General features: G+C 70.8%; 23 protein-coding genes. 12 read left to right on the top strand and 11 right to left on the bottom strand.

Annotated elements, in window-relative coordinates; genetic code table 11:
• Positions 1-11 precede the first annotated feature (11 nt).
• From HUT19_RS06210 to dhaK, 5 genes are all read right to left on the bottom strand, one after another.
• Positions 12-935, bottom strand: a complete 924-nt coding sequence (locus HUT19_RS06210; protein WP_176179485.1) for a hypothetical protein — start codon at positions 933-935, stop codon at positions 12-14.
• A complete protein-coding gene (locus tag HUT19_RS06205; RefSeq protein ID WP_176179484.1) occupies positions 932-2,011 on the bottom strand; it encodes a polyprenyl synthetase family protein in 1,080 nt (359 codons plus the stop codon). The genes HUT19_RS06210 and HUT19_RS06205 overlap by 4 nt, the downstream gene beginning before the upstream one ends.
• Before the next feature lie 533 nt (positions 2,012-2,544).
• A complete protein-coding gene (gene dhaM / locus HUT19_RS06200) occupies positions 2,545-2,961 on the bottom strand; it encodes a dihydroxyacetone kinase phosphoryl donor subunit DhaM (protein WP_176179483.1) in 417 nt (138 codons plus the stop codon).
• Positions 2,958-3,590: a dihydroxyacetone kinase subunit DhaL gene (gene dhaL / locus HUT19_RS06195; protein WP_254885460.1), complete on the bottom strand. Its 633-nt coding sequence runs from the start codon at positions 3,588-3,590 to the stop codon at positions 2,958-2,960. The genes dhaM and dhaL overlap by 4 nt, the downstream gene beginning before the upstream one ends.
• Before the next feature lie 60 nt (positions 3,591-3,650).
• Positions 3,651-4,643 (bottom strand): dihydroxyacetone kinase subunit DhaK, encoded by a 993-nt coding sequence (gene dhaK, locus HUT19_RS06190; protein WP_176179482.1) that lies wholly within the window; start codon positions 4,641-4,643, stop codon positions 3,651-3,653.
• A gap of 142 nt (positions 4,644-4,785) precedes the next feature.
• On the opposite strand from dhaK, the gene HUT19_RS06185 reads away from it, so the two are divergent.
• Together HUT19_RS06185 and HUT19_RS06180 are read left to right on the top strand one after the other, a co-directional pair.
• Positions 4,786-7,065, top strand: a complete 2,280-nt coding sequence (locus HUT19_RS06185; protein ID WP_176179481.1) for a pyridoxamine 5'-phosphate oxidase family protein — start codon at positions 4,786-4,788, stop codon at positions 7,063-7,065.
• A 268-nt stretch (positions 7,066-7,333) separates the two neighbouring features.
• Positions 7,334-8,512 carry an acyl-CoA dehydrogenase family protein gene (locus HUT19_RS06180; RefSeq protein ID WP_176179480.1) on the top strand — a complete coding sequence of 393 codons (1,179 nt, stop codon included), beginning with the start codon at positions 7,334-7,336 and terminating at the stop codon, positions 8,510-8,512.
• A 244-nt stretch (positions 8,513-8,756) separates the two neighbouring features.
• Here the strand turns inward: HUT19_RS06180 and HUT19_RS06175 are convergent, their stop codons facing one another.
• On the bottom strand, positions 8,757-9,959 hold the full coding sequence (locus HUT19_RS06175; protein ID WP_176179479.1) for a CdaR family transcriptional regulator: 1,203 nt from the start codon (positions 9,957-9,959) through the stop codon (positions 8,757-8,759).
• Positions 9,960-10,080: 121 nt separating this feature from the next.
• On the opposite strand from HUT19_RS06175, the gene ureA reads away from it, so the two are divergent.
• From ureA to HUT19_RS06135, 8 genes are all read left to right on the top strand, one after another.
• Positions 10,081-10,683 (top strand): urease subunit gamma, encoded by a 603-nt coding sequence (gene ureA / locus HUT19_RS06170; protein ID WP_176179478.1) that lies wholly within the window; start codon positions 10,081-10,083, stop codon positions 10,681-10,683.
• Positions 10,680-12,365 carry an urease subunit alpha gene (locus HUT19_RS06165; protein WP_176179477.1) on the top strand — a complete coding sequence of 562 codons (1,686 nt, stop codon included), beginning with the start codon at positions 10,680-10,682 and terminating at the stop codon, positions 12,363-12,365. The genes ureA and HUT19_RS06165 overlap by 4 nt, the downstream gene beginning before the upstream one ends.
• 126 nt (positions 12,366-12,491) lie before the next feature.
• A complete protein-coding gene (locus HUT19_RS06160) occupies positions 12,492-13,850 on the top strand; it encodes an MFS transporter (RefSeq protein WP_176179476.1) in 1,359 nt (452 codons plus the stop codon).
• The gene (locus tag HUT19_RS06155; protein WP_176179475.1) at positions 13,847-15,520 is read left to right on the top strand and encodes a thiamine pyrophosphate-dependent enzyme; all 1,674 of its coding nucleotides are present in this window, start codon (positions 13,847-13,849) and stop codon (positions 15,518-15,520) included. Before HUT19_RS06160 ends, HUT19_RS06155 begins: the two co-directional genes overlap by 4 nt.
• On the top strand, positions 15,513-16,970 hold the full coding sequence (locus tag HUT19_RS06150; protein WP_176179474.1) for a gamma-aminobutyraldehyde dehydrogenase: 1,458 nt from the start codon (positions 15,513-15,515) through the stop codon (positions 16,968-16,970). The genes HUT19_RS06155 and HUT19_RS06150 overlap by 8 nt, the downstream gene beginning before the upstream one ends.
• A 14-nt stretch (positions 16,971-16,984) precedes the next feature.
• Positions 16,985-18,322, top strand: coding sequence for an MFS transporter (locus HUT19_RS06145; RefSeq protein ID WP_176179473.1), 1,338 nt, complete (start codon positions 16,985-16,987; stop codon positions 18,320-18,322).
• A gap of 42 nt (positions 18,323-18,364) precedes the next feature.
• Positions 18,365-18,751, top strand: a complete 387-nt coding sequence (locus HUT19_RS06140; RefSeq protein WP_176179472.1) for a RidA family protein — start codon at positions 18,365-18,367, stop codon at positions 18,749-18,751.
• Between the two features lie 13 nt (positions 18,752-18,764).
• Positions 18,765-19,406 (top strand): RraA family protein, encoded by a 642-nt coding sequence (locus tag HUT19_RS06135; protein ID WP_176179471.1) that lies wholly within the window; start codon positions 18,765-18,767, stop codon positions 19,404-19,406.
• Between the two features lie 174 nt (positions 19,407-19,580).
• On the opposite strand, the gene HUT19_RS06130 is transcribed toward HUT19_RS06135, so the two are convergent.
• The 5 genes from HUT19_RS06130 to HUT19_RS06110 are packed head-to-tail and all read right to left on the bottom strand — an operon-like array spanning position 19,581 to position 24,406.
• Complete coding sequence (locus HUT19_RS06130; protein WP_176179470.1) at positions 19,581-20,861, bottom strand: ABC transporter substrate-binding protein; 1,281 nt, start codon at positions 20,859-20,861, stop codon at positions 19,581-19,583.
• A gap of 5 nt (positions 20,862-20,866) precedes the next feature.
• Complete coding sequence (locus tag HUT19_RS06125; protein WP_254885459.1) at positions 20,867-21,964, bottom strand: branched-chain amino acid ABC transporter permease; 1,098 nt, start codon at positions 21,962-21,964, stop codon at positions 20,867-20,869.
• Positions 21,961-22,842, bottom strand: a complete 882-nt coding sequence (locus tag HUT19_RS06120; RefSeq protein WP_176179469.1) for a branched-chain amino acid ABC transporter permease — start codon at positions 22,840-22,842, stop codon at positions 21,961-21,963. Before HUT19_RS06120 ends, HUT19_RS06125 begins: the two co-directional genes overlap by 4 nt.
• A 5-nt stretch (positions 22,843-22,847) precedes the next feature.
• Positions 22,848-23,651 carry an ABC transporter ATP-binding protein gene (locus HUT19_RS06115; protein ID WP_176179468.1) on the bottom strand — a complete coding sequence of 268 codons (804 nt, stop codon included), beginning with the start codon at positions 23,649-23,651 and terminating at the stop codon, positions 22,848-22,850.
• Complete coding sequence (locus HUT19_RS06110; RefSeq protein ID WP_176179467.1) at positions 23,648-24,406, bottom strand: ABC transporter ATP-binding protein; 759 nt, start codon at positions 24,404-24,406, stop codon at positions 23,648-23,650. The genes HUT19_RS06115 and HUT19_RS06110 overlap by 4 nt, the downstream gene beginning before the upstream one ends.
• A 190-nt stretch (positions 24,407-24,596) precedes the next feature.
• Here HUT19_RS06110 and HUT19_RS06105 point away from each other — a divergent pair, with 190 nt between their 5' ends.
• Both HUT19_RS06105 and HUT19_RS06100 read left to right on the top strand, forming a co-directional pair.
• Complete coding sequence (locus tag HUT19_RS06105) at positions 24,597-25,895, top strand: CdaR family transcriptional regulator (RefSeq protein ID WP_176179466.1); 1,299 nt, start codon at positions 24,597-24,599, stop codon at positions 25,893-25,895.
• A complete protein-coding gene (locus tag HUT19_RS06100) occupies positions 25,892-26,599 on the top strand; it encodes a TetR/AcrR family transcriptional regulator (RefSeq protein ID WP_217712243.1) in 708 nt (235 codons plus the stop codon). Before HUT19_RS06105 ends, HUT19_RS06100 begins: the two co-directional genes overlap by 4 nt.
• Positions 26,600-26,669 lie beyond the last annotated feature (70 nt).

Raw genomic sequence — 26,669 nt, 5'->3', positions numbered from 1 at the left:
TCTGCGGGGCTCTACCGGATGCGCGAGTTGACGTGGTTCACGGCCGCGCGGTAACGCTCGCTGCCGGTGGTCCAGATGAAGTTGCCGTAGACCAGGTCCAGCAGGATGTCCCGGCTGACCTCGTCGAACGCCGTGATGCAGCGGATGTCCTCGGTGATGTCGTCCAGCCGGTCCTGGAAGAACTCCTTGAAGACCGCCTCGTCGGAGACATCGCACAGCCGGAAGCAGTTGGTGATCTGCCCCAGGGAGACTTCGCGGTCGTAGGAGTAGAAGTCGTTGACGACGGCGAGGCCACGGGTGGTCATCCGGGCGGCCAGACCCGTTTTGGCGTGTTCGGTGAACTCCCGGTGCCGGTAGACGGGATAGGACATCTTCATCCAGAAGTCGACGCCGACGTCCGTGACCCGGAAGCGGAAGTACTGCTCCGGCGAGGTGCGGCACAGCGCCGCCTTGAGCGGGGAGTCACGGAACATGTGGTCGCTGGTGACGAAGGCACGGGCGGCCTCGTACGCGAACCAGGCGTCCTCCTCGGCGTAGTAGCTCTCGCAGATCCCGCGCAGCCGGGGCAGGAAGAGTTCGAAGTCGTGCAGGGCGGGATCCATGTCGTCCCAGACGAACGTCACGCAGTTGAGGACGCAGACGGCCTTGAACGCCTCCATGTCCCGTATGTGACGGGCGCTCTGGGACCAGCACACCACCTCCAGATAGGAGATCCAGCGCTCGTCGGAGACCGTGGTGCCGAGGGGCGCCACGGCCGCGTTGCACGCGGCGATGACCTCGCGCAGCTCCTCGGGGGTCAGGGTCCGGGGGACCGGCCGGTGCCCGATGTGGCGGGCGAACAGCTCGGCGAACCGGCGGGTGCACTCCTCCCGGTACGGGCGCAGGCTGGGTGTACCGAGGTCCGTGGGGCCGGCCTCGAAGAGGTCGGCGGTCATGATGTCCTCACCGTGGCCATCCGGACCAGCCGGCGCAGCGCCGTGACCGCGTCGGGGGTGAACGGAGCGTCGTCCAGGGCGCGCAGGGCCTGTCGCCCGCGGTCCTCGATCATCCGCTCCACGGTCTCCCGGGCGCCGGTGGCGTCGAAGATCTCCCGGACGATGGCGGCCTGTTTCTCGTCCAGCAGCGGATCGCCGAGCAGTTCGCGCAGTTGGGCGTCCTGGACGCGGTCGGAGGCGCGCAGCGCCAGGGCGGTCAGGGTGGTGTTCTTGCCCGCGCGCAGATCGTCCAGCGGGGATTTGCCGGTCGACTCTTCTGTGCCGTACACCCCGATGAGGTCGTCCCGGAGCTGGAACGCCTCGCCGAGCGGCAGCGCGTAGCGGGTGAGGGCGTCCATGGCCCCGGGCCCGGCGCCCGCGACGGCGGCCCCGATGTGCAGCGGGCGCTCCACGGTGTAGGTGGCGGTCTTGTAGCGGTTGACGGTGAGGGTGGCCTCGACGTCGTCGGTGAGTGTGCCGGTGGCCCGCAGATCGAGGAACTGACCGAGCATCACCTCGGTGCGCATGGTGGAGAGCGGTGACAGGACGGCGGCCAGCTGCACCGGGGTGAGGCCCGCGGTGTGCAGGATCTCGTCCGACCACAGCAGGGCGAGATCGCCGAGCAGCACCGCGCCGTTGACCCCGGACCGCTCGATCCGCTCCTGGCTCAGATGGGCGGCGCCCAGCGCGGCCAGGGTGCGGTGCATCGCCGGACGGCCGCGGCGGACCGGGCTGTCGTCCATGACGTCGTCGTGGAGGAGCGCGAAGGCGTGGAACATCTCCAGACCGGCCGCCACGCGTAACACGGGACCCGGGTCGCCGGCGCCGCCGACGGCTCGCCAGCCGGTGACGCACAGCAGCGGCCGCATGCGTTTTCCGCCCGCCAGGAAATCCCCGAGCAGTCTGGGGAGCGAGGGGAGTGGGGGAGGTGCGGGGCTGCGGGACTTGGCGGTCAGAAAGTCGTCGAGAACGCGCTCCACCGCGCCGCGGATGGCGTCGGTATCCAAGAAGTCCGGGCTGAGCGTGGGTGTGGTCATGAGACCGGCTCCTCCACGTCTGAATGCGAAATCGGTTGAGTGAGACAGGGAAAAACAGACATGCAGAAGCCACGGAATCGTGCGAATGGCGGATCGCCGGACGGTCGATGCCGGGCCCTGTTACGGGATGCGCCGCGCAGGGCGGACGATCATCGACCGGGATATCGTGTGCTGCTCGTGGCCGCAGGTCAGGCGCATGACGAAACAGATGGTCCACCGTGGTCGGGACAATTCCACGCGCGATGAGGGGGACCACTGATATGCGCCCATGAATTCCCCTTGAGTTGCGCCAATCTGCCCACTCGGACGTGCGCATTCTAGTCACATCTTCGACAGAATCGGAAGACTGTTCTGTCGGGTGATGGCACGTTGAAGTCAAAGCGGGGATAAGTCCCCGGGTATGTGGGGGAGTGGAGAAAAGAGACCAGCGCACAAAAGCGCGCTGTTTTTGTTGAAGGGCGGACCGAGTTTCGGCTGTGCGCCGGGCGGCGCCCCCGGGTGGTGTCGCGTACCCACCCGGGGGTGCCCCGGGTTCAGACCTTGCGGTAGTCGTACGCCTCCGAGGCCGCCTGCGCGACCGCGTCCACATCCGCTCCGGTGGAGGCGGTGACCACCGCCGCGACCGCGCCCTCCACCAGCGGCGCGTCCACCAGCTGTGCGCCGTCGGGCAGTTCGTCGCCCTCCGCCAGCAGTGACTTCACGGCCAGTACCGCACTGCCCAGGTCGACCAGGACCGCCACCCCCGCGCCCTGGTCCACCGCACGGGCCGCCTCGATGATCCGCTCCGGGCTGGTGCCCAGCCCGCCGTCCGGGTTGCCCCCGGCGGCGCGCACCGGCGCGTCGACGCCGCCCGCCAGTCCGGCCGCCATCTCCGCTATGGACTCGGCGACCGCGGCGCTGTGCGAGACCAGCACTATGCCGACCAGCTTCTCCTGGGTTTCCTCGCTCATCGGGCGGCCTCCGTGAGGGCCGCGACGATCAGCGCCGACGAGGCGGCACCCGGATCCTGGTGGCCGATGCTGCGCTCACCCAGATAGCTGGCCCGGCCCTTGCGGGCCAGCATCGGTGTGGTGGCCAGCGCGCCCTTCTCGGCGGCCTCGGCCGCCGCCGCGAACGAGCCGCCCGCGGCCAGCGCCTCGACCGCGGGAAGGAGCGCGTCCAGCATGGTCTTGTCACCGGGCGCGGCACCGCCGAGCTGTGCCACCGCGTCCGCCCCGGCCCGCAGGGCGTCCGTCAGCTGCTGCGGGGTGATCTCCTCGGCGTCGCCGAGCGCCTTGCCCGCCCGGCGCAGCAGTGTGCCGTAGAGCGGCCCGGAGGCGCCGCCGACCTTGGAGATCAGCTGGCGTCCGGCCAGGATGAGGGTGGCCCCGGGGGAGCCCGGCCGCTCCTTGTCCAGCGCCTCGGTCACCGCGGCGAAGCCGCGCTGCATATTGGTGCCGTGGTCGGCGTCGCCGATCGCGGAGTCCAGCTCGGTGAGCCGGGCCGCGTCACGGGTCACGGACGCGGCCGCGGCGGAGAGCCAGCGGTGGAAGAAAGGGGTGTCGAGCACGTGTTCGACGGCGGGTTCACTGCTGGACACAGACGCCTCCTCGGTCGATAGCGAACGGCGACAGCGTACGTACGGGCGTCGGCCGGCCTGTCAGCAGCCCCACCGCAGCCCGGCGGTCCGTACGGGTGCGTCCCACAGCCGCAGCAGTTCCTCATCGACCTGGCAGAGCGTGACCGAGGCGCCCGCCATGTCGAGTGAGGTGACGTAGTTGCCGACGAGCGTACGTGCCACCGCGATCCGGCGCTCGCCGAGCACCCGGTGCACCTCGGCGGCGAAGCCGTACAGCTCCAGATGCGGGGTCGCCCCCATTCCGTTGACCAGCACCAGCACCGGATTGTCCGGGGGCAGGTCGTCGAGTACCGCGTTCACCGCGTAGTCGGCGATCTCGCGGGAGGTCATCATGGCCCTGCGCTCGCGCCCCGGCTCGCCGTGGATGCCCACGCCCAACTCCAGCTCCCCGGGCGGGAGGTCGAAGGTGGGGCCGCCCTTGCCGGGGGTGGAGCAGGCGCTCAGTGCCACCCCGAAGCTGCGGGAGAGCTCGTTGACCCGGCGGGCGACGGCCTCCACCCGCTCCAGCGGCATGCCCTCCTCGGCGGCGGCACCCGCGATCTTCTCCACGAACAGGGTGGCGCCGGTGCCGCGGCGGCCCGCCGTGTAGAGGCTGTCGGTCACCGCCACGTCATCGTTGACCAGGACCTTGGCCACCTGGACGCCCTCGTCCTCGGCGAGCTCGGCGGCCATGTCGAAGTTGAGGACGTCACCGGTGTAGTTCTTCACGATGAACAGCACGCCCTTGCCGCTGTCCACCGCGGTGGCGGCGCGCACCATCTGGTCGGGCACGGGCGAGGTGAAGACCTCCCCGGGACACGCCGCGTCGAGCATGCCGCGCCCCACGAAACCGCCGTGCAGCGGCTCGTGTCCCGATCCGCCACCCGAGACCAGGGCCACCTTGTCCGCGACCGGTGCGTCCCGCCGGACGATCACGCGGTTCTCGACGTCCACCGTCAGCTCGGGATGGGAGGCGGCCATTCCGCGCAGGGCGTCCGCGACCACGGATTCGGCGACGTTGATGAGCATTTTCATGGCTGTGTCCGTCCTCCGCCGGGTGGGGGCTGTTCACCGCTCAAACAGCCTACGGATCCGGCGCTGACATGGCACCCCTTGGACGTTGAGCCGAACGGCCTAATAGGCCGAAAAAGGTACATAGGCATCATATGGTGCGCGCATGGAGAATACTGCCGCACCGGCGGCCGCAGCCGCGCGCCCACGCCCGCACTCGTCTGAGCCGCCGCGGTACCGGCGCCCCGCGCCCTGGCTCGGTCTGGTGGCACTGGCCTACGCCGTGGTCCAGCTCGCCGTGGTCATCCCGCACACCGGGCACGCGCTGGGCTGGGACGAGTCCGTGTACGTCTCCCAGGTGGACCCGCGCAATCCGGCCGCGTTCTTCAGTGCCCCCCGCTCGCGCGGCATCAGCCTGCTCGTCGCCCCCATCGTCGCCGCGACCTCCTCCATTCCGGTGCTCCGGGTACTCCTGACGGTGCTTTCCGCCCTCGCGCTGTACACCTCCTTCCGGGTCTGGACCCGGCTGCTGCCCCGGACCACGGTCGCGCTGGCCGCGCTGCTCTTCTCCGGACTGTGGATCACGATGATCAGCGGGCCCGCGGTGATGCCGAACCTGTGGGTGGCGCTGGGCGCCGTGGCCACCGTCGGGTGGTTCCTGCGTGTCCCCGCCGACCGCAACGCCCGCTGGTGGCTGGCGGCCGTCCTCGCGGGCGTCACCCTCGTCCGCACCCCGGACGGCGGCTGGCTCGGACTGCCGCTGCTCGTCGCGGCCATCGCCGTCCGCACCTGGCGGCCCGCCCTGCCGGCCGTGGTCGGCGGTCTGCTGCTCGGCGCCGCGCAGTGGATCGGTGAGGCGTACGACCGCTTCGGCGGCATCACCCAGCGGCTTGACGTCTCCAGCGATGTCGAGGGCGGGATGGGCCTCCACTTCGCCGTCGGCGCCGCCCTGCGCAGCCTGAACGGACCCCAGCTGTGCCGACCCTGCGAAGTGCCGCTGCGCCACCCGGAGCTGACCGTGTGGTGGCTCGCGCTGCCGCTGCTCACCGCCGTCGCCCTGGTCGCCGCGCTGCGCGACCGCCACCGGCGGCGCACCCGCGTCCGCGTCGGCCTGGGGCGGCCCGAGCCCCGCCGCGCCCCGGGACTGCCGACGACCCTGCTGCCCGTCATCTGCGCGGGCGCGCTCGCCCTGCCCTATCTGCTGCTCATCGACTACTCCGCCCCGCGCTTCCTGATGCCCACCTACGCCCTGCTCGCGCTGCCCATCGCCGGGCTGGTGTTCCGCGCGGTGCGCATCGCGAAGTCGCCCCGGCACATGGCCGTCGCGCTCGGCGTTGTTGTCGCTCTCCAAGTCGCCAGCCAGTACGCCGTCCTCAGCCATGCCGCGGGCCAGTCCGACACCGTCAACGGGCGCTACCGCACGGCGGCCGACGCCCTGGCCCGCATGGGACTGCGGCCGCCCTGCCTGGTGATCGGCGACCGTGCGCTGCCCATCGCCTACCACGCGGGCTGCTCCTCCGCCCAGACCAGTGGCAACAACAAGTCCCTCAGTACCTCCGCGCTGCTGCGCCGGGCCGGACGTGAACCCACCGCGCTGCTCGTCAAGCGCGGACACGGCCGCCCGCCGTCCTACGCCCGCGACTGGATCGCCTATCCGCTGCGCGGCACCGAGTGGAACGCCCATCTGCCGGTCGAGCAGGCGCGGGAGATGGAGGCCCGGAAATCCGGACAGGAGACGTCGGGTAAGCCCGGAACCATGGGCGGAATGACGATGAACCCCACCACCAGCTGGTCCGGATTCCAGGCGGCCGAGCCCGGATTCGCCACCGCCGCGGAGGACCGCTTCGGGCGGTACCGCCACCATGTGCTGGCCACCCTGCGCCAGGACGGCGCCCCGCGGCTGACCCCGTTCGAAGTGGACTTCCGTGACGGCGAGTTGTGGCTCGGCATGATGTCGGAGTCGCGCAAGGCGCTGGATCTGCGCCGCGATCCGCGGTTCTCGGTCCAGGCCAACCCCGGTCCGGAGGCCGGGCCGGTCGACGGCGATGTACGCGTCAGCGGGCGGGCGGTCGAGGTGACCGACCCCGAGGTGATCGCCCGTTACGCGGAGGCGGTCCGGCCGCCGGAGCCCTTCCATCTCTTCCGCGCCGAGGTGTCCGAGGTGGTGCACACCTCCGTGGAGGGCTCCGAACTGGTGCTGCGCACCTGGCGTCCGGGGGAGCCGGTGCGGATTCTGCGGCGGGGCGGCGACGACGGCCCGCCGCGGGTCGAGACCCCGCCGGGCGACGGCGGCCCGGCGCCCACGGAGGGGCTGTCGTCCACGGATGGCACGTCGTCCACGGATGGCCCGGCGCCCACGAACGGCCCGCCGCGCGAGGAGAGTCCGCCGCGGTACGAGACCGTGCCGAGCGATGCGAGTGTGCCGCCCGGCATGGAGCGGGACTGACCTTGACCACCGGGAACTTCACGAATGAGGTGAGATTGGATCCAGCGTCAGATGTGAACTGGGCCAAGCCATAACACGACAAGGTGCCCGGCCCTGGCCGACGGTCGGCCGGCGGCCGAACGCCCGGCCGAGAACGGCGAACTGACGGACTGTAGGATCTCCGTGACTCGGCCCCTTCCGTATTGGTGGAACACGTTCTACCGTGCCCCTCGATCCCAGGACGCTCCCAGGCCGCCGGCGCGGCGCACGTGAGACTCCAGGAGGGGCCGTGGACCTCGAATTCACCCCTGCCCAGCGGCGGTTGCGCGCCGAACTGCGGACCTACTTCACCGAACTGGTCCCCGACAACGCCTACGCCCGCTACGGCGACCCCGCCGGGCAGAAGCGGTTCTACCGCGAGACCATCCGGCGGCTGGGCGCCGACCGCTGGCTGGGCGTCGGCTGGCCCCAGGAGTACGGCGGCCGCGGCCTCGGCCCGGTCGAACAGTTCATCTTCTTCGACGAGGCGGCCCAGGCCGGGGTACCGCTGCCGCTCATGGCGCTCAACACCGTCGGGCCCACGCTGATGCGCTACGGCACCGAGGAACAGAAGGCGTACTTCCTTCCGAAGATCCTCTCCGGTGAGATCGACTTCGCGATCGGCTACAGCGAGCCCGACGCCGGAACCGACCTCGCCTCGCTGAAGACCCGCGCGGTGCGCGACGGCGACCACTACGTCGTCAACGGCCAGAAGACCTGGACCACCAACGGCGACACCGCCGACTGGGTCTGGCTCGCGGTCCGCACCGACCCCGAGGCCAAACCCCACAAGGGCATCAGCATCCTGCTGGTGCCGACCGACGACCCCGGCTACTCCTGCACCCCCATCACCACCCTCGCCTCCCACGACACCACCGCCAGCTACTACGAGAACATCCGGGTGCCGGCCGACCGCCGGGTCGGCGAGGAGAACGAGGGCTGGCGGATGATCACAACCCAGCTCAACTACGAACGCGTCACCCTCGCCGCTCACGGCACCATGGCCATCCGCGCCCTGCGCGGCGTCCAGCGGTGGGCCGCCGACACCAAACTCGCCGACGGCCGCCGGGTGATCGACCTCGGCTGGGTCCGCGCCCGGCTGGCGCGTACCCATGCCCGGCTGGACGCCATGAAGCTGCTCAACTGGCAGATGGTGGACGCCCTCCAGCGCGAGACCCTGACCCCGCAGGACGCCTCCGCCGTCAAGGTGTACGGCTCCGAGGCGCGCCGCGACGCCTACGCCTGGCTGATGGAGATCGTCGGCGCGGCGGGCCCGCTCAAGGAGGGTGCGGCGGGCGCCGTGCTCCACGGCGAACTGGAACGCGGCTACCGCAGCAGCGTGGTCTTCACCTTCGGCGGCGGCAACAACGAGGTGCAGCGGGAGATCATCTCCTGGATCGGTCTCGGCATGCCGCGCGTACGCCGCTGACCCCGTGTGACGAGGATGTTTGGTTGGCACACAAGAAGGATGGTGGGCATCGAGATCATCGTTGGTTCGCGCTGGGGCGGCAGCCTGGTGAGGGAGGACGCCTGGTAGGTGTGACACCGCCCCTGGGACGAAGCGTCGCTGTTCCTCCTGGGCTGCGCCCTGGGGCAGGCCATGCGGCACCGCCGCCGTCCCGAGAGCACACCGCCGCTCGTTCCGGACGGTGTATGAGGCAGGGCCGCTCGGCTCAGCCGGTCGCCTCTGTCCGGGCGCGCCGCTCCCTGGCCCGCAGGGCCAGGGCGATGAGGGCCGCGTCCTCGGGGCGGCGTACGTCGTGACCGGTGAGCTCGCGGAAGCGGTTGAAGCGGTGCTGCACGGTGTTGCGGTGGCAGTAGACGGCCGCGGCTGTGTCGGCTATCGCACCGTTCCCGGTGAGATGGACGTGAACGGTGCGCAGCAGCCGGTCCTTCTCGGCGTCGGTGATGTCCGGTCGGCCGAGTCCGCCGAGCACGTCGTCGGCGAGGTCGTGTGCGAGATCCGAGGTGTGGTGGACCAGGACGTCCAGCCAGCTGTCCCGCAGCCACCTCGGCCCGCGGGCGTCCATGGGAAGGCTGCGCGCCGTGGTGATGGCCAGCCGGATTGCGCGCGGTACGTCGGCCAGGCGGTCGGCGGCGGATGACACCCCGCAGGGCGTCTCCCCCAGATGTCCCAGGATGGTGTCGGCGGTGGTGCGCGGCCCGAGCTGGGCGGTGAGGACCACCGCCGAATCGAGAGCCTGCTGCTGGACCGGGATCCCCGCGGTGCGCAGGTCCGCCGCGGCCCGGCGCAGTGCGGCGCCGTACTGCGGGGCGGCAGCGGCGCACACGTACTCCCCGCTGACCTGGAAGCCGAGCGCCAGCGCGGTGTCACCCACCACGGTCGGATTGCGGCCGTCGCAGTCCATCAGCCGGGCGAACCACATCTGGCGCTCGTCCTCGGCCCGCCGCCCCATCTCCAGCACGGTGCGCTGGTAAGCGGTCATGATGCCGGTGACATGGCGCTCGACCGCCTCCCAGACGTAGTACGCGGAGGCCACCAGATGTGTCATGTTCCGGTCCTCGGCCCGCCGCACCAGGGCCGTCCACACCACCCGGAAGTCCAGCCGGGCCGCGTCCAGCAGGGACTCCAGCGGTACCCCCTGCCGGGCACGCCGGGTGCCGACCCGTTCGGACACCTCGGCGATGTGCTCGGGCACGGCTAGCTCGGCCACGGTGCGCAGCAGCATCTCCAGGGCGTCGCGCGCGGAGTCCCGGAAGTCCGCGTCCGGCACGCGGTCGGCGTAGGTCCGGCGGACGGGGCCCACCACGTCGATCCACAGCTCGATCAGCCCGTCGAGGTCGTCCAGGCACTCCCGGGCGAGCTCGGCGATGCGTGGGTCGGGCGGAGGGAAGGCAACGGCCGCATTGTGCATGTGCACGATTCTGGTCAGCGTATGGGATGCATTTCAACCTTGGCTGGATTCCATCGCCCCGGGATTCTGATGGAACTCCCGGGCGACACGCACCGGGGTCTACCGCCCAGGAGGTCACGCAGTGCATCTGACCCCTCGCGAGCTGGAACGGGTCCAGCTCTTCACCGTCGCCGAACTGGCCCGCCGCCGCCGTGCGCGCGGCCGGCGGCTGAACGCCCCGGAGGCCATCGCCCTCATCTGCGACGAGGTGCTGGAGGCGGCCTGGGACGGGGCGAGCCTGGACGAGGTGATCGAGGCCGGGCGGTCGCTGCTGACCGTGGACGATGTGCTGGAGGGAGTGCCCGCCCTCGTCGGCACGGTCCAGGTCGAAGCGCTGTTCCCGAGCGGAACGTCCCTGGTCGCGGTGGAGAACCCGATCGTGGGTGGCGCGGCGGACCACGCCCCCGGGGCGGTCCGTACGGCCGCGGAGCCGGTGCTGATCAACGCCGGGCGGCCCCGGCTGCGGCTGACGATCCGCAACAACGGCGACCGCACCGTCTACCTCTCCTCGCACTACCCGCTCGCGGAGGCCAATTCCGCCCTCGAACTGGACCGGGAGGCCGCCGCCGGGATGCGGCTGGACGTCGCGGCGGGAACTGCCCTGGCCTTCGAGCCGGGGACCGAACGTGAGGTGGACCTGGTGGCCGCCCGCCACGACGGAGATGAACCGGAGGAGTCGGCATGACGCGGATCGACCGATGCACGTACAACGCCCTCTACGGCCCCACCACCGGTGACCGTGTCCGCCTGGGCGACACCTGTCTGTGGGTGGAGGTGGAGGCCGACGACGGCACCCCTGGCGACGAACTGCTGGGCGGCTGCGGCAAGACCGTCCGCGACGGGCTGCTGGCCTCCCCGCGTTCCGACCGGGCCTCGGCCCTGGATTTGGTGGTTTCCAGTGTGCTGCTGATGGACCCGGTGCTGGGCGTCCGCAAGACCGACATCGGTGTCAAGGACGGCCGGATCGTCGCGGTCGGCGGAGTGGGCAACCCGGACCTGATGCCGGTGGACTTCGCCATCGACTCGCACACCGCGGTGGTCACGGGGGAGGGGCTGATCGCCACCCCCGGCATCGTCGACAGCCATGTGCATCTGTCCTCGCCCGAGGTCGCGCCCGCCGCGCTCGCCTCCGGTGTGACCACGGTGGTGGGCATGGGGCTGGGCGGGGTCTGGGACATCGGCTGCAACCCGGCCCACAATCTGCACACTCTGATGAGTTCCTGGCGCGGCACCCCGCTCAATGTGGCCTTCCTCGGCCGTGGCTCCTCCAGCTCCCGCGCCCTGCTGGACGAGTCGGTGCTCGCCGGGGCCGGCGGCTTCAAGATCCATGAGGACTTCGGGGCCACCCCGCGCATCATCGACACCTGCCTGGCCACCGCCGAACACGCCGATCTGCCCGTCGCACTGCACACCGACTCGATGAACGAATCGGGATATCTGCGCGACACCATCGGCGCCACCCGCGGCCGCACCGTGCACGCGTACCACGTGGAAGGCGGCGGCGGACACCCCGATCTGCTGGAGGTCCTCTCCGAGCCGAACATCCTGCCGTCCTCGACCACCCCCACCGTCCCGTATACGGCGAACACCGTCGGCGAGCTGTTCCCGATGACGATGACCGTGCACCGGCAGAACCATCACGTCCACAGCGATGTCGAGATCTCCCGCGGCCGCATCCGCGGCCACGCCATCGCCGCCGAGAACGCCCTGCACGACCTCGGCGCCATCAGCATCGTCAACTCGGACTCGATGGGCATGGGCCGCATTGCCGAGACCGTGCGGCGTACCTGGCAGCTCGCCCACGTCCAGGCGCTGCGCGCGGGGGAGGGCGGAGTGGAGCGCCCCGCGAACGAGCGGGTGCTGCGCTACCTCGCCAAGATCACCCTCAATCCGGCGATCGCCCATGGCCTCGCCCACGAAGTGGGCACCGCCCAGCCCGGACGCCTCGCCGATCTCGTGCTGTGGCACCCGGCCTGGTTCGGAACCAAGCCCGAACTCGTCATCAAGGGCGGCTTCGTGGCCTGGGGCAATCGCGGCTCGGGCTCCGGCTCGACCCGGCTCACCCAGCCCCGTACCTACGGCCCCTACTTCGGCGCTCTCGGCGACGCGCCGTCCCGGTTGTCGCGGATCTTCGTCGCCCAAGCCGCCCTCGAGGACACCAAGGCCCGCGCCGCCCTCCCCGGAGGCTTGCGCTACGCGGCGGTGCGCGGCGCCCGCGGGCTGACCCGCGCCGACATGCTCCACAACACCGCGACCCCGCGCGTCGAGGTGCCCCGCGAACCCGCACCCGTCCTCGTCGACGGCCTGCCCACCACCACCGACGCCGCCACCGAACTGCCGCTCGCCCAGCTCCACCACCTGGCCTGACCCGGAAACCCCGCACGTGCCGCACCGCCCTCGCACCGGGGCTACGGGCCACCCACCGCCCGCCCGCCCGGCCGGTTCCTCCGTCCCCCGGCCGCCGCCGGCCACCGCCGTCCCCATGGAGAATCCGTGAGCACCACCCCGACCGCGCCACCTCGGCCCAGCGCGGGAGACATCAAACGCCTGCTGTCCGCCGCGTTCATCGGCACCGCCCTGGAGTGGTACGACTACTTCCTCTACGGCACCGCCGCCGCACTCGTCTTCAACAAGCTCTTCTTCCCCTCCTTGGACCCGACCACCGCGACCATCGCCTCCTTCGTCACCTTCGCCGTCGGGTTCCTGGCCCGGCCCATCGGCGCCGCCGTCTTCGGACACATCGGCGACCGCTACGGACGCAAGGCGGCGCTCATCATCACCGTCGTCCTGATGGGTGCCTCCACCGGCTGCATCGGACTGCTCCCCGACTACCACGCGATCGGCGTCTGGGCCCCGGCCCTGCTGGCCGCGCTCCGCTTCCTGCAGGGCGTCTCGGTCGGCGGCGAATGGAGCGGCGCCATGCTGCTCACGCTGGAGCACACCCCGAAGGAGAAGCACGGCAGCTATTCCTCGATCCCCCAACTCGGCTCCCCGGTCGGCACGTTGCTTTCCAGTGGTGCCTTCGCCCTGGTGGGGATGTTGCCCGACGACGCGTTCTACTCGTGGGGCTGGCGCATCCCGTTCCTGGCCGCCTTCGGGCTGCTCGCCTTCGCGCTCTATCTGCGGCTGCGCATCGAGGAATCCCCGGTCTTCCGCGCCATGCACGAGGCAGCCGAGCATGAAGGACCGCCGCCCGCCCCGCTGGTCGAGGCGTTCCGCAGGACCTGGGGCCGCATGCTCATCGGTGTGGCCGCGGCGTTCCTCGGTATCGGCGGCTTCTTCCTGCTGACGACCTACGTGATCTCCTACGGCACCGAACAGCTCGGCATCGACAAGTCCGTGATGATCAACGCCACGCTGCTGGCCGCCGTCGCCGAGATCGCCGTCATCGTCGTCGCCGGACGGCTCGCCGACCGCGTCGGCCCCTGGAAGGTGTGCGCCGTCGGGGGAGTCGTCTCCGTGCTGGTGGCCTTCCCCACCTTCTGGCTCATCGACACCCGGCACACCGGACTGGTGATGCTCGGCGTCTCCCTCGGCGTCGCCGTCATCTCCATCCCCTACGCGGCGATCGGCGCCGTCGTGACGGGGATGTTCCCCGACACCGTCCGCTACAGCGCGGTCGCCATGTCCTACAACCTCGCCGGCGTCCTGGGCGGCCTCGTCCCGCTGGCTGCCGCCTGGCTGACCGGCCTCGCCGACGGCGCCTCCTGGGGCGTGGCGCTGCTCCTGATCCTCATCGCAGCCTGCACGGCCACCGGCTCCTGCCTCGCCGGACCGCCGCTGCGCCGCCGCCTCGGCCCGGACCATCCCGGACACGATGAACATCCCGCAACCGTGAAGGCCACCGCATGACACCGCAGTACCCCGCCCGCACCGGTGGGCAGGTCCTCATCGACCAGCTCGTCCGGCACGGCGTCGACACCGTGTACGGCGTCCCCGGCGAGAGCTACCTCGCCGCGCTCGACGCCCTGCACGACGCCCCCGTCCGGATGGTCGTCTGCCGCCACGAGGGCGGCGCGGCCTACATGGCCGAGGCCCACGGCAAGCTCACCGGCCGCGCGGGCGTGTGCTTCACCACCCGTGGCCCCGGCGCCACCAACGCACTGGTCGCCCTGCACACCGCACACCAGGACGCCACCCCGCTGGTGCTCTTCATCGGGCTCGTACCGCGCGGCCACACCCACCGTGACTCCTTCCAGGAACTGGACCTGCGTGCCACCTTCGGCACCAACGCCAAGCTGGTCGAGACCATCGAGGACGCCGCCCGCATCCCCGAGCACGTGGCCCGCGCCTTCGCCGTGGCGGGCAGCGGGCGCCCCGGGCCGGTCGTCCTCGGGCTGCCGGAGGACATGCTCACCGACACCGTCCAGGTGCCCGACGCCGCCCCGCTGCCCGTGCCCGCCGGCGCGGTCTCCGCCGCCGAACGTGACCGGCTGGCCGCCCTGCTGGGCGCCGCCGAGCGCCCGCTGCTGCTGCTCGGCGGCAGCCGCTGGACCGGCCGGGCCCGCGCCGACGTACGGGAGTGGGCCGAGGCATGGTCGCTGCCCGTCACCGTCGACTTCCGCTGCCAGGACCTGGTCGACAACGACAGCGAGAGCTACATCGGGGCGCTGGGCTACGGACGGGCCGACACCGTCGCCGAACGAGTGCGCGCGGCCGACCTGCTGATCTGCGTCGGCACCGCGCCCGGCGACGTGTGCACCGACGGCTTCACCCTGCTCCCCGCCGACGGGACCGGCCCGCGCCTGGTCCAGGCGCTGCCCGCACCGCAGCCGCCCGCCCCGCTCTACCCGGCCGACCTCGCCCTGCTCGCCGGGCCCGAGGCCTTCGGCGAGGCGGTACGCGGTCTGCTTCCCGGCACCGCGGTGCCCTGGGGCCCGCTGACCAAGCAGGACCGCGCCGCGCACCTGGAGTTCCGTACGCCGGTGCCGGACGACGACCCGCTGGACCTCGGCGCCGTATTCGCCCACCTGGACGCGCGGCTGCCCCATGACACCGTGGTCACCTTCGGCGCCGGCAACCACGCCGTCTGGGCGCAGCGCTTCCTCACCTACCGCGACGGGTGGCGGCAACTCGCCCCGCGCAACGGCTCGATGGGCTACGGCATCCCCGCCGCCGTCGCCGCCGCGATCGCCGAACCCGGTCGGCAGGTGGTCTCCGTAGCGGGCGACGGCTGTTTCCTGATGAACGGCCAGGAGCTCGCCACCGCCGTCGCGGAGGGGGCGGCCCCGCTCGTCCTCGTCCTCAACAACTCCACGTACGGCACGATCCGCCAGCACCAGGAGCAGAGCTACCCGGGGCGGGTCAGCGGCACCGGCCTGGTCAACCCGGACTTCGCCGCCCTCGCCCGGGCCTTCGGCGCCCACGGCGAGACGGTCACCACGTACGGAGAATTCCCGGCGGCCCTGGAGCGGTCGCTGACCTCCGGCACCGCGGCACTGATCGAACTGAAGGTCACCGAGGGACTCCTGGCTCCCGGTGTCACCGTCGACTCCCTCCGTGAGGAACACCAGCATGTCTGATCTGGTTCTGCACAACATCGTCGACGGCGAACCGGCCACGGTCGCCGCGCGCATGGAACTCACCGACCCTGCCACCGGTGAGATCTACGGCACCGCGCCGCGCTCCTCCGCCGCCGACGTCGACACCGCCGTCACCGCCGCCCGCGGGGCCTTCGCCTCATGGCGCCGCTCCACCCCGAGCCAACGTCAGGAGGCGCTGCTGCGCCTCGCCGATCTCGTGGCCGAGCACGCGGACCGGCTGCTGGACGCCGAGGTACGCGCCACCGGCAAGCCCCGCGAGACCACCCGCGCTCTCGAAATCCTCCGGGGCGCCGATCAATTGCGCTTCTTCGCAGGGGCCGCCCGGGTCCTGGAGGGCGTGGCGGCGGGCGAGTACCAGGAGGGCCACACCTCGTACGTCCGCCGCGAGCCGGTGGGAGTGGTCGCGCAGGTCACTCCCTGGAACTACCCGTTCATGATGGCCGTGTGGAAGCTCGGACCGGCCCTCGCGGCGGGCAACACGGTCGTGCTGAAGCCCTCCGACACCACCCCGTGGTCCACGGTGCTGCTCGGCGAGCTCGCGGCCCGGGTCTTCCCTCCCGGCGTCGTCAACGTCGTGTGCGGTGACCGGGACACCGGGCGCGCCCTGGCCGGGCACGAGGGCGTCGACATGGTCGCCATCACCGGCTCGACCCGCGCCGGTTCCGAGGTCATGGCCGCGGCCTCGGCGGAGGTGAAGAACGTCCACCTGGAGCTGGGCGGCAAGGCCCCGGCCGTCGTCTTCGCCGACGTCGACCCGCGGCGCACGGCCCGCGCCCTCGCCGACGCGGCCTTCTTCAACGCGGGCCAGGACTGCACCGCCGTCACCCGGGTGCTGGTCGAACGCCCCGCTTACGACGCGGTGCTCGCGGCGCTCGTCGAAGCGGCCCGGGCCACCCGTACCGGGCCCCCGTCCGAGGAAGTCTTCTTCGGCCCCCTCAACAGCGCCGCCCAGGCCGACCGGGTGAGCTCCGTCCTGGCCGGGCTGCCGGACCACGCCGTGGTCGAGACCGGCGGCAAGCGGCTCGACCGCCCGGGCTGCTTCTTCGAGCCCACCGTCATCTCCGGTGTGCGCCAGGACGACGCGGTGGTCCAGCAGGAGACCTTCGGCCCAGTGGTCACGGTGCAGCCGTTCGACACCGAGACGGAAGCCGTGGAGCTGGCCAACGGCGTCGACTTCGGCCTGGCCTCCAGCGTCTGGACCGCCGATCTGGGCCGCGCGACACGGCTCAGCGCCGAACTGGACTTCGGCTGCGTCTGGCTCAACTGCCACCAGGTCATCCTCGCCGAGATGCCGCACGGTGGTTACAAGCGGTCCGGCATCGGCCGCGATCTGAGCCGCTACGGATTCGACGACTACACCCGCGTCAAACACGTCATGGCCGCGCACCAGAGCCCGCTCGGGCCCCCGGCCGGCACCGAGACCCGATAGCACACGGAGACGTTATGACACAGACACCAGACCACCATCTGTCGGTCCGAAAAGTAGCCGTCGCAAGTGTCATCGGGACCGCGGTCGAGTGGTACGACCTGTTCGTCTTCGCCACGGCATCGGCAATCGCCTTCAACAAGCTCTTCTTCCCCACGTTCGACCCTCTCGTCGGAACGCTGCTGGCGTTCGGCACGTTCGCCTCCGCCTATCTCGCCCGGCTGATCGGAGCGGCCGTCTTCGGCCACTTCGGAGACCGGCTCGGGCGGAAGTCGATGCTGCTGATCTCGCTCTCGATGATGGGCGCGGCCACCTTCGCCATCGGCCTGCTGCCCACCTACGGGAGTGTCGGAATCTGGGCTCCGATCCTGCTGCTGACCCTGCGGGTCGTCCAGGGACTCGCCCTGGGCGGCGAGTGGGGCGGAGCGGTGCTGATGACCGTCGAGCACGCGCCGAGGGGCAAGCGCGGATTCTTCGGTTCCTGGGTGCAGACCGGTGTGCCGATCGGCACGCTGATGGCCAACTCGGCGTTCCTGCTCGTGGCCCTGCTCCCGGAGAAGGACCTGCTGTCCTGGGGCTGGCGGATTCCCTTCCTGGCCAGTTGTCTGCTCGTCCTGGTCGGGCTGGTCATCCGGTCACGGACCACGGAGACCCCCGCGTTCCAGGAGGTCAAACAGGAGGACACTCAGGTGCGGCTGCCACTGGCCGAGGTGTTCCGCAGGTACGGGCGGCAGGTCGTCCTCGGCGGAGTCGCCACGATGTCCACGGGGGTGGCGTTCAACATCCTCGTCGCGTTCGGCCTGACCTACGGTACGGACACCCTGGGACTGTCCCGCGGCACGATGCTCACGGTCGCGCTGTTGTCCTGTGTGGCCGCGATCGGGTTCATTCCCGCGTTCGGCGCGCTGTCCGACCGCTTCGGACGCAAGCCGGTGATCATCGGCGGCATCGTCGGCGAAGCGGTGGTCGCCTTCCCGATGTTCTGGCTGATGGACACCAAGCAGTTCGGGCTGGTGCTGCTGGGCTATCTGCTGCTGATGACGGCGTTCGCCGCCAACTACGGGCCCATCGCCACGTTCCTGGCCGAGCTGTTCGGGACCAAGGTCCGCTACTCGGGTCTGTCGGTGAGTTACATGTTGTCGGGACTCCTGGGCAGTGCCGCCACGCCCGCCGTGACCACCGCGCTGCTGGACGCGACCGGGAAAGGCTCGTCGGTCGCCTGGTTCATGATCGGCTCCGCTGCGGTGTCCCTGGTCTGCCTGCTGCTGCTCGCCGAGACCCTGCGCAACGAGGTCCACGAGCAGTCCGACGCCCCCGCGGCCGCACCGGTCCAGGGCGCGTCCACCACCATCTGATGCGGCGCGGCCACACGGGCCACGTGGAGGAAGAGAGCAGGAATGAAGCACATTCGGGCCGCACGAGGCGGGCCCAGGCCGGTGGGTCCCTATGCGCAGGCCGTCGTGGCGAACGGACTGGTCTTCACGGCGGGACAGGTTCCCGCCGTCCCCGGGGGAGATATGCCGGTGGATTTCGCCGGTCAGGTGAGGCAGACGTTCGCCAATCTGGCGACGGTGCTCGCGGAGGCCGGATCGGATCTGTCCCAGGTGGTGAAGGTCAATGCCTACCTGGCCGAGGAAGACCGCATGGAGGAGTTCAACGAGATCTACCGCGAGATCTTCGGACCCGGTCACGTGCCGGCCCGGACCACCGTCGCCGTAGGGCTGTGGGGAGTGCGCCTCGAAGTGGACTGCGTCGCGGTATGTCCCTCGGAATCACACGCGTAGGAGGGAGAGCGTGATGACCACGAGTGCGCACACACGGACCGCGGTCCCCGACGACCCCTTGACGCGCAATCTCCACGAGGTCGGATTCCCGACCCTGGGCCACTTCCTCGAAGAGGGGTTCGTCGATCCGCGGATCCGTGCCCTGGTGCCGGACGTGAAGATCGTCGGCCGGGCGGTGACCGTAAGGATCGTGCCACCGGACGCCACCCCGATGGCCGAGGCGCTGGACCTGCTGGGCCCCGGGGACGTGCTGGTGGTCGACACCGGGCAGAACGTGACCCACGCGCCGGTCGGCGCCGTCACCGGCTGTGCCGCGCAGGCCGCGGGCGCGGCGGGGATCGTGGTCGACGGAGTCGTCACCGATCTGCGGGAACTGCGTGAGATGCGGCTGCCGGTGTTCGCCCGGGGCACCAGCCTGCTCACCACCAAGAGGCTGGGGCGGAGGGACGGGGGAGTGGGCCGGACCGTGTCCTGCGGCGGTGGCGTCGTCCGCTCCGGTGACCTCGTCCTGGCGGATGACAACGGTGTACTGGTGATCAGCCCGCAGGTCGCCGCCGATGTGCTCGCCCGCGCGCTCGCCTCGGACCGTGCGGAGCCCGCCCTTCTCACCCGGCTGCGGGCGGGCGAATCGCCCCTGACCGTGCTGTCGGATTGAGACCACGCCGGTGTTTCCCCCAGCCCGTCCGGTGACCGGCTGGGGAGGGGCGGCGGGTCGCTCCGCGCTCGGCTACCGTCCTTCAGGGTGGCGCTTTCGTGCTTCTGTACATGATCCGACGTGCCGGAGGGCCGGCTGGGGTTGCTCGGGCCGGCCCTCCGGGTTGGCTGGTCGTCAGTCCGTGACGGGCCCGAACCGCTTGCGGGTGTCGAGGGGTTCGCCGAAGAGGGCCCAGCGTTCACCCTTGAAGCGCGTGAGCTGCATGGTTTCGATGGGGAACCGGTCCTTGGGACCGGTGGTCAGGGTGACACCGGGCAGCAGCATGTCCACCTTGACGTCCTTGAGCTTCTGGATCGCGTCGCGCAGACCCTCTCTGGTCGGGCACTTCATGGCGTCCAGTGCCTTGTGCAGGCTCGAGGCCACGGCCCAGCCGTAGGCGTTGAACTGGATCGAGGGGTCGGTGTCCGGGGCGTACTTCTTCATCGCCCTGCGGTAGATCTTCATCTCGCCGTCGTCGGCCCACTGGGGGTCGGCGGGGTCCTTGAAGTACGTGGCGGAGACCACGCCCTGCACATTCTTGAAGCCGACGGGCTTGAGGACGCTGGTCGACGCCGAGACGTTGTTGACGATGTGCAGCGGGTTCCACTTGGTGTTCTTCGCATCGGCGGCCAGAGCCTGGCTGCCGAACTTGGGGGTGGTGATGTTCAGCAGCACGTCCGCCTTGGAGCGGGCGAGGTTGCTCATCTGGGCCGAGACGGACGGGTCGGTGACCTCGTAGCTCTCCTCGGCGGTGACCTTGACCTTGCTGCCCTTGATGGCTTGCTTGAAGCCGCCGAGCAGGTCCTTGCCGAAGTCATCGTTCTGGAACAGGACCGCCACCTTGGCCTTCGGCTTGTTCTCCTTCAGATAGTTGGCGTACACCCGCGACTCGGAGACGTAACTGGGCTGCCAGCCCATGGTCCACGGGTGCTTGGTGTCCGTGCCCCACACGGAGGCGCCCGTCGCGACGAACGGCTGCGGCACCTTCTGCTGGTTGAGGTAGTCCCACACGGCCGCGGTGGAGGGGGTGCCCAGTGTCTGGAACACCGCGAAGACCTTTTCCCTCTCCACCAGTCTTCGGGCTTCTTCCACTGCCTTCGGCGGCTGGTAGCCGTCGTCACGCACGACGAACTCGACCTTGCGGCCGTCGATGCCGCCCTTCTCGGCGTTGATGTACTTGAAGTAGGCGCCGATGCCCTTGCTGATGGTGCCGTAGGCCGAGGCTGGTCCGGACATCGGGTATATCCCGCCCAGCTTGATGGCCTTGTCGGTGATACCCGTGGTCTGCTGGCCCTTGCAGGCGCCGTCGGCTGACGTGGCGGCATCTTCCTCTCCACGCTGGGTGGAGCAGGCGGTGGCGGTGAGGAGGGCGGCGATTCCTGCCGCGGCTGCCCGCAGGACGGTGTTGTGGCGCATCCGGGTCAACCCTTTCTGGTGGTGGGCGGTGTGGCGAGGGGCTGGGGGGCGGGGGGTGGGGAATCGGGCGGTTCGGCGGGGGGAACGGGCTCCGGTCGACGGCGGGTGCGTCGGAGACGTTCCACGCGCCGCCGGACGGTGTGTCCGGCGCGGCCTGCCAGACCGGCGAGTCCGGTCGGGGCCAGATACATGACCACGATGATCAGCAGGCCGAAGACGACTCCCGGCGCGGCCGAGCTGATGTCCTGGGCGACGTTCGGTACGTACATCACGAACGCCGCGCCCAGCAGCGGCCCGTACACCGATGCCAGGCCGCCGACGACGAGGCCGGCCAGCAGCGTGATGGACAGGTTGATGCTGAAGGAGTCGGGAGAGACGAAGCCGATCACCCAGGTGTAGAGGCACCCGGCGACGCCTGCGAACATCGCGCTCCAGGCGAAGGCGAGGGTCTTGTAGAAGGAGAGCTTGACCCCCATCACCTCCGCCGCGCTCTCGTTCTCCCGGATGGCGAGCAGGGCCCGGCCGACACGCGAGCGCAGCAGGTTGCGGATGACCAGCAGCGCGACCGCGGCCACCGCGAGGGTGAGGAAGTACAGCCACTGGTCCTCGGCCAGCCCGGTCCAGGCCGGCGGCTGCGGCTTGGCGACGGTCAGGCCCATGGAGCCGCCCGTCACCTGCTCGAATCGCTTGAGCAGCGGCGGGAGGAATACGGCGAAGGCGAGGGTGACCAGGGCCAGGTAGAGACCGCGGAGCCGGAGCGCGGGCACTCCGAAGCCCAGCCCGAGGAGGAAGCAGCCGGCCGCGGCCACCGGCAGTGTGGCCAGGTGGCCGATGGTGAACCGGTCCAGCATCACGGCCGCCGTGTAGGCGCCCACGGCAAAGAACGCGCCGTGGCCCAGGGAGATCTGCCCGCCGTATCCGACCAGCAGGTTGAGACCCGCCAGGGCGATCGCGTACAGCAGCACCATGGTCAGCTGAAAGACCCGGAACGGGGCGAAGTAGTAGGGCGCCGCGAGGAGAGCGCCGGCGAGGACCAGCGCCGCGAGCGGATGTGCCCAGCGCGCGGTGCGCGCGGTCCTGGTGGTCAGGTCTTCGGTGCTCACGCTCGTTCCACCGCCGCTCGGCCGAAGAGTCCCTGTGGCCGCACCAGCAGCACCACGAGAATGATCAACAGAGGTACGCCGATCTTCAGGTCGGCGCCGACGAATCCGACGTAGGCCCCTGCCAGGGTCTCGGCGATGCCCACGACCAGGCCGCCGGCCACCGCGCCCACCGGGCTGTCGAAGCCGCCGAGGGCGGCCGCGGCGAAGGCGTAGATGAGGACGCCGCCCATCATGTTGGGCTCAAGGAACAGCTGCGGTGCGACCAGCACGCCTGACAGCGCGCCGACCGTGGCGGCCAGCCCCCAGCCCAGCATCAGCACCCGGCCCACCCGGATCCCCGACAGCCTGGCCGAGGCGGGGTTGGCGGCGACCGCCCGCATCACCAGACCGGTCCCGGTGTGCTGGAACAGCAGGTACACCAGTCCCATCACGCCGGCCACGGCGCCGATGACCCCGAGCGTGGACCAGCTGAGGCTGACTCCGGCAAGGTCGATGGCGCCGTCGGGGAACGGCTGGGGGAAGTCCTTCACGGTGTACGACCAGATCAGGCCCGCGACCGCGTTGACGAAGATGTACAGGCCCACCGTGACGATCACGATGGTCAGCTCCGGGCCTCCCTCGACGGGCCGGATGACCAGGCGTTCGATGAGCATGCCGCCGACGAAGGACACCATGAGCGTGACCGGCAGCGCCAGCCAGAACGGCATCCCCGAGGCGACCAGCTGCCACGCCACGTAGGCGGAGATCATGGCGAGCTCGCCCTGAGCGAAGTTCACGATGCCGGTGAACCGGTGGATCAGGACCAGGGCCAGCGCCAGGCTCGCGTAGACCGAGCCGGACCCCAGTCCCTCCACGACCTGCTGGAGGAATTCCGCCACCAGGATCACCCGCCTTGCCGGGCCTGGACGGAGACGCCGAGGTACACCTCGGCGACCTGCCCGTCCTGGCGGATCTGATCTGCCGGGCCCGACAGCACCAGGCGGCCCGACTCCAGTACGTGTGCCTGGTGCGCGATGTCCAGCGCGAGCTGGGCGTTCTGTTCGACGACGACCACGGTCGTGCGCTCCTCCTCGTTGACGGTACGGACGATCTGGAACAGCTCGCGGGTGACGAGGGGGGCCAGGCCCAGCGAGGGTTCGTCCAGGAGCAGCAGCGCGGGACGGAGCATCAGCGCCCTGCCGATCGCGAGCATCTGCTGCTCGCCGCCGCTGAGGCTGCCCGCGGCCTGCCGGGAGCGCTGGCGCAGTTTGGGGAAGTAGCCGTACACCCGGTCCAGGTCCGCCGCGACGCCGGTCCGGTCGCTCCTGCCCCGGAGCCCGCGGCGACTGCGCAGATAGGCGCCGACGCGCAGGTTCTCCTCCACGCTGAGGTCGTTGAACGTGCCCCGGCCCTCGGGTACGTGCGCCACACCGAGCCGGGCGGCCTGTTCGGGGGAGCGGCCCACCAGCTGAGCGCCGTCCATGGTCACCGACCCGCGTCCCTTGACCATGCCGCTCAGCGCCCGCAGGGTCGTGGTCTTTCCCGCGCCGTTGGGCCCGAGGATCGCGCAGACCTCGCCCCGCGCGACACGGAAGTCGATGCCGTGCAGCACGCGGGCCTGACCGTAGCCGGCGCGCAGGTCCGACACCTCGAGGAAGACCGGCGCCGCGGTCTCGTCCACCGGAGCGTCCTTCGTCTGTTCGCTCATGCGGCCGCCCCCAGATAGGCCTCGATGACGGCCGGGTCACGCTGCACCTGTTCCGGTGGCCCATCGGCGATCTTGCGTCCGAAGTCCAGGCACACCACCCGGTCGCAGAGTCCCATCACAAAACCCATGTGGTGCTCGACCACGACCAGGGTGAGGTCGAAGTCCTGGCGTACCGCCCTGACCAGGTCGGCGAAGACCTCGACTTCGCCGTGGCTGAGCCCGTTGACGGGCTCGTCGAGCAGCAGCAGCCGGGGCTCCACGGCCAGCGCCCTGGCCAGCTCCACGCGCTTGAGGGTGCCGAAGGGCAGCCCGGAGGCCGGGTGGTCCGCGATATCGGCCAGGTCCAGCCGCCGCAGCAGCTCCTCCGCACGGGAGCGCAGCCGCGCCTCCTCACGCCGTACCCGGGGCAGCCGCAGTGCGGCGTCGACGTAGCCGGCACGACCCCGGTGGTGGGCGCCGACCAGGACGTTCTCCCGGACTGTGAGGTGCTGGAACAGGCCGAGGTTCTGGAAGGTGCGGGCGATGCCCTGCCGCGCCACGGCGTGCGGCGGCAACGAGAGCAGGTCCTGGCCCTCGTAGCGCACCGTGCCCGCGTTGGGTGTGCAGCGCCGGGTCAGGCAGTTGAAGAGCGTGGTCTTGCCTGCTCCGTTGGGCCCGATGAGGCCCACGGCGGTGCCCTGCTCGACGGCGAAACCGACGTCGTCCAGAGCCGTGATTCCGCCGAAGCGCATGGTAATACCGTCGACCGCGAGCATAGGCGCAGTCCTTTCGACAAGGTCCCTGGTTGGGCGGGGGAGCGCCACAGTAGGCGGGCGCCCGCTTCGGGGGCATTGGGTGTGCACACCCAACTTCGCGGCCGCCGCCCTGTGCGCCGCGCACAAACCGATGTGAATTCGCGATGCGCAGCCTGTTGACTGGTCACGATGTGGCGACGACGATCCCGCCATGCCTCGAGCGATCGCCCCGTTCCTCCCGGAGCTCTCCGAGCCGCTGCGCCGCGAGCGGCTGCGGATCCTGGACGCTGTGAAGGAGCGGGTGGAGCAGGTGGCGAAGACCGCGCTCGCGGTGATGCGCGCGGAGATCCCCGCCTACGCGGTGCAGGACGAGCGCTTCTTCGAGGACGTGCGCCACCAGCTGCTCTCGCACTACCGGGTGCAACTCGCGCTGCTGGTGGGCGAGCGGAGCTTCGCCCCGGAGGACCTGGCCTTCAGCAGGGCGGCAGCGATGCGCAGGGCCCGCGCCGGGTTCGCCCTGGAGGACTGGATCAGCGCGTTTCGGGTCGGTCGGCAGGTGTTCTGGGAGGCGTTGCTCGACTCCGCGGGCCAGTCGGCTGCCGGCCAGGAGGCCGTGCTCACCCTCGTCGCCCCGCTGATGCGGTACATGGACTATGCCAGCACCCAGGCCGCACAGGCCTACCTCGAGTTCCAGCAGCACGTCGTGGCCGACGCGGACCGCGAGCGCAGGGACCTGCTCGATCAGCTTCTCGCGGGCGGGGTCCCGACACGCGGTCCGCTGCTGGCCGCGGCACAGGCCTACGGCATCGGCGCGCACGTGCCGATGATGGTGGTCATGGCGGTCTGCGTCGACGGCGCCAAGCACGGTGGTGCGGAGCCGGACGCCGAGGACAGCTACATCACCAGCGCGGCGATCTCCGCCGCCGGGGTGCGCTCCGCCCGAGTCCTGGTGGTCGTACGGCAGGGCGAGGTCGTGGCCGTGCCGGTGCTGCGTACGGGCGCGGAGCCGGAGGAGGTGTGCGCGCGGTTCGAAGAGGTCCAGCGGCGCCTGGCCCGGGACGGGACGGTCCTGGCCATGGGCATCAGCACGGTGGCCCGGGGTGCGGCGGAGCTGCCGCGTGCCTACCAGGAGGCCAGGGCCGCCCTGGAGTTCGTACCCAGCGGTGGTGGGGTGGCGGCGCTGCCGCGGCTGTCCCCGTTCCAGTACCTTGCTCTGCGCGCGGACGACATCGCCCGCCAGCTGGTCGACCCTCGGATCAGTGCCCTGCTGGACGAGGACGTCCGGCGCGGGGGCGCGCTGACGGCCACGGTACGAGCGTTCGCCAAGGCGGATTTGAACCTGCGTCTGGCAGCCGACCAGCTCCAGGTGCACCACAACACGGCGCACTACCGATTGCGCCGCATCGAGGAACGCACCGGCCGCAACCCGCGCCGGATCGCTGACCTGATGGAACTGTTGGTCGCCCTCGCCATCCGCGACGCGGCCGGAGAAGGGGAAAACGGACAGTGAGCCAGACCCACTCGGAGCGGACAGCCGGCTCGGCGGCAAGACCGGAGCAGACCGAGGCGCGGACCGAGGCTGAGGCGGGGGAAACCGCGGCAGAGAGCACACCGCGGCCCCTGGGGGCGGCCTCGGCCGCGGCCGGGGTCTCCACGCGGCGCGCGCTGCTGGACGCCGCGCTCGATGTGTTCACCGAGCGCGGCTACACCAACGCCAGTGTGACGGAGATCGTGGCCCGCTCGGGGATCCCCGTCGGCAGCCTCTTCCACCACTACGGGGGCAAGAGAGGGCTGTATCTGGCGTTGTGGGAGGAGTTCCAGGAAGACCAGGAGCGGCACACCGCGGCGGTGGTCGCCGAAGCGCGCGACCAGGGCGTGACCGACCCGATCGCGCTGTTCGTCGCGGGGGCGAGGGCGTATCTGGAGGGCGCCTGGGTACGGCGGCGTATCGGCCGACTGCTGTGGCAGGAGGACGGCCCTTCGGGATTCGACGCGCTCCGTCGGCAGTGGGACCGCTCATGGGTACGGCGCAACGCCAAGCTCCTCAGGGTCGACGAGACGCGCCGCGCCGGCCGGGTCCGGGTGATCGTGCTGACCACGGTGATCGGGGGCGCGGCCAGGGAGTTGGGGGACTGCGCGGACGTGGCCGAGGCCGGGGAGATCGTCGAGGAGGTCTGCCGGATCCTGGCCCACCTGTCGGAACCGCCCGACTGACAGCCGAGCGCCCCGTTGGCGCCGGCAGTCCTGGTCACACCCCGGTGGACGCGGCGATCCGTCCCGCCGG

It is taken from the genome of Streptomyces sp. NA02950 (genome assembly GCF_013364155.1).
Taxonomy (GTDB): domain Bacteria; phylum Actinomycetota; class Actinomycetes; order Streptomycetales; family Streptomycetaceae; genus Streptomyces.
The sequence above is the reverse complement of the archived record's forward strand: the minus strand, read 5'-3'. Positions and strand labels throughout refer to the sequence as shown.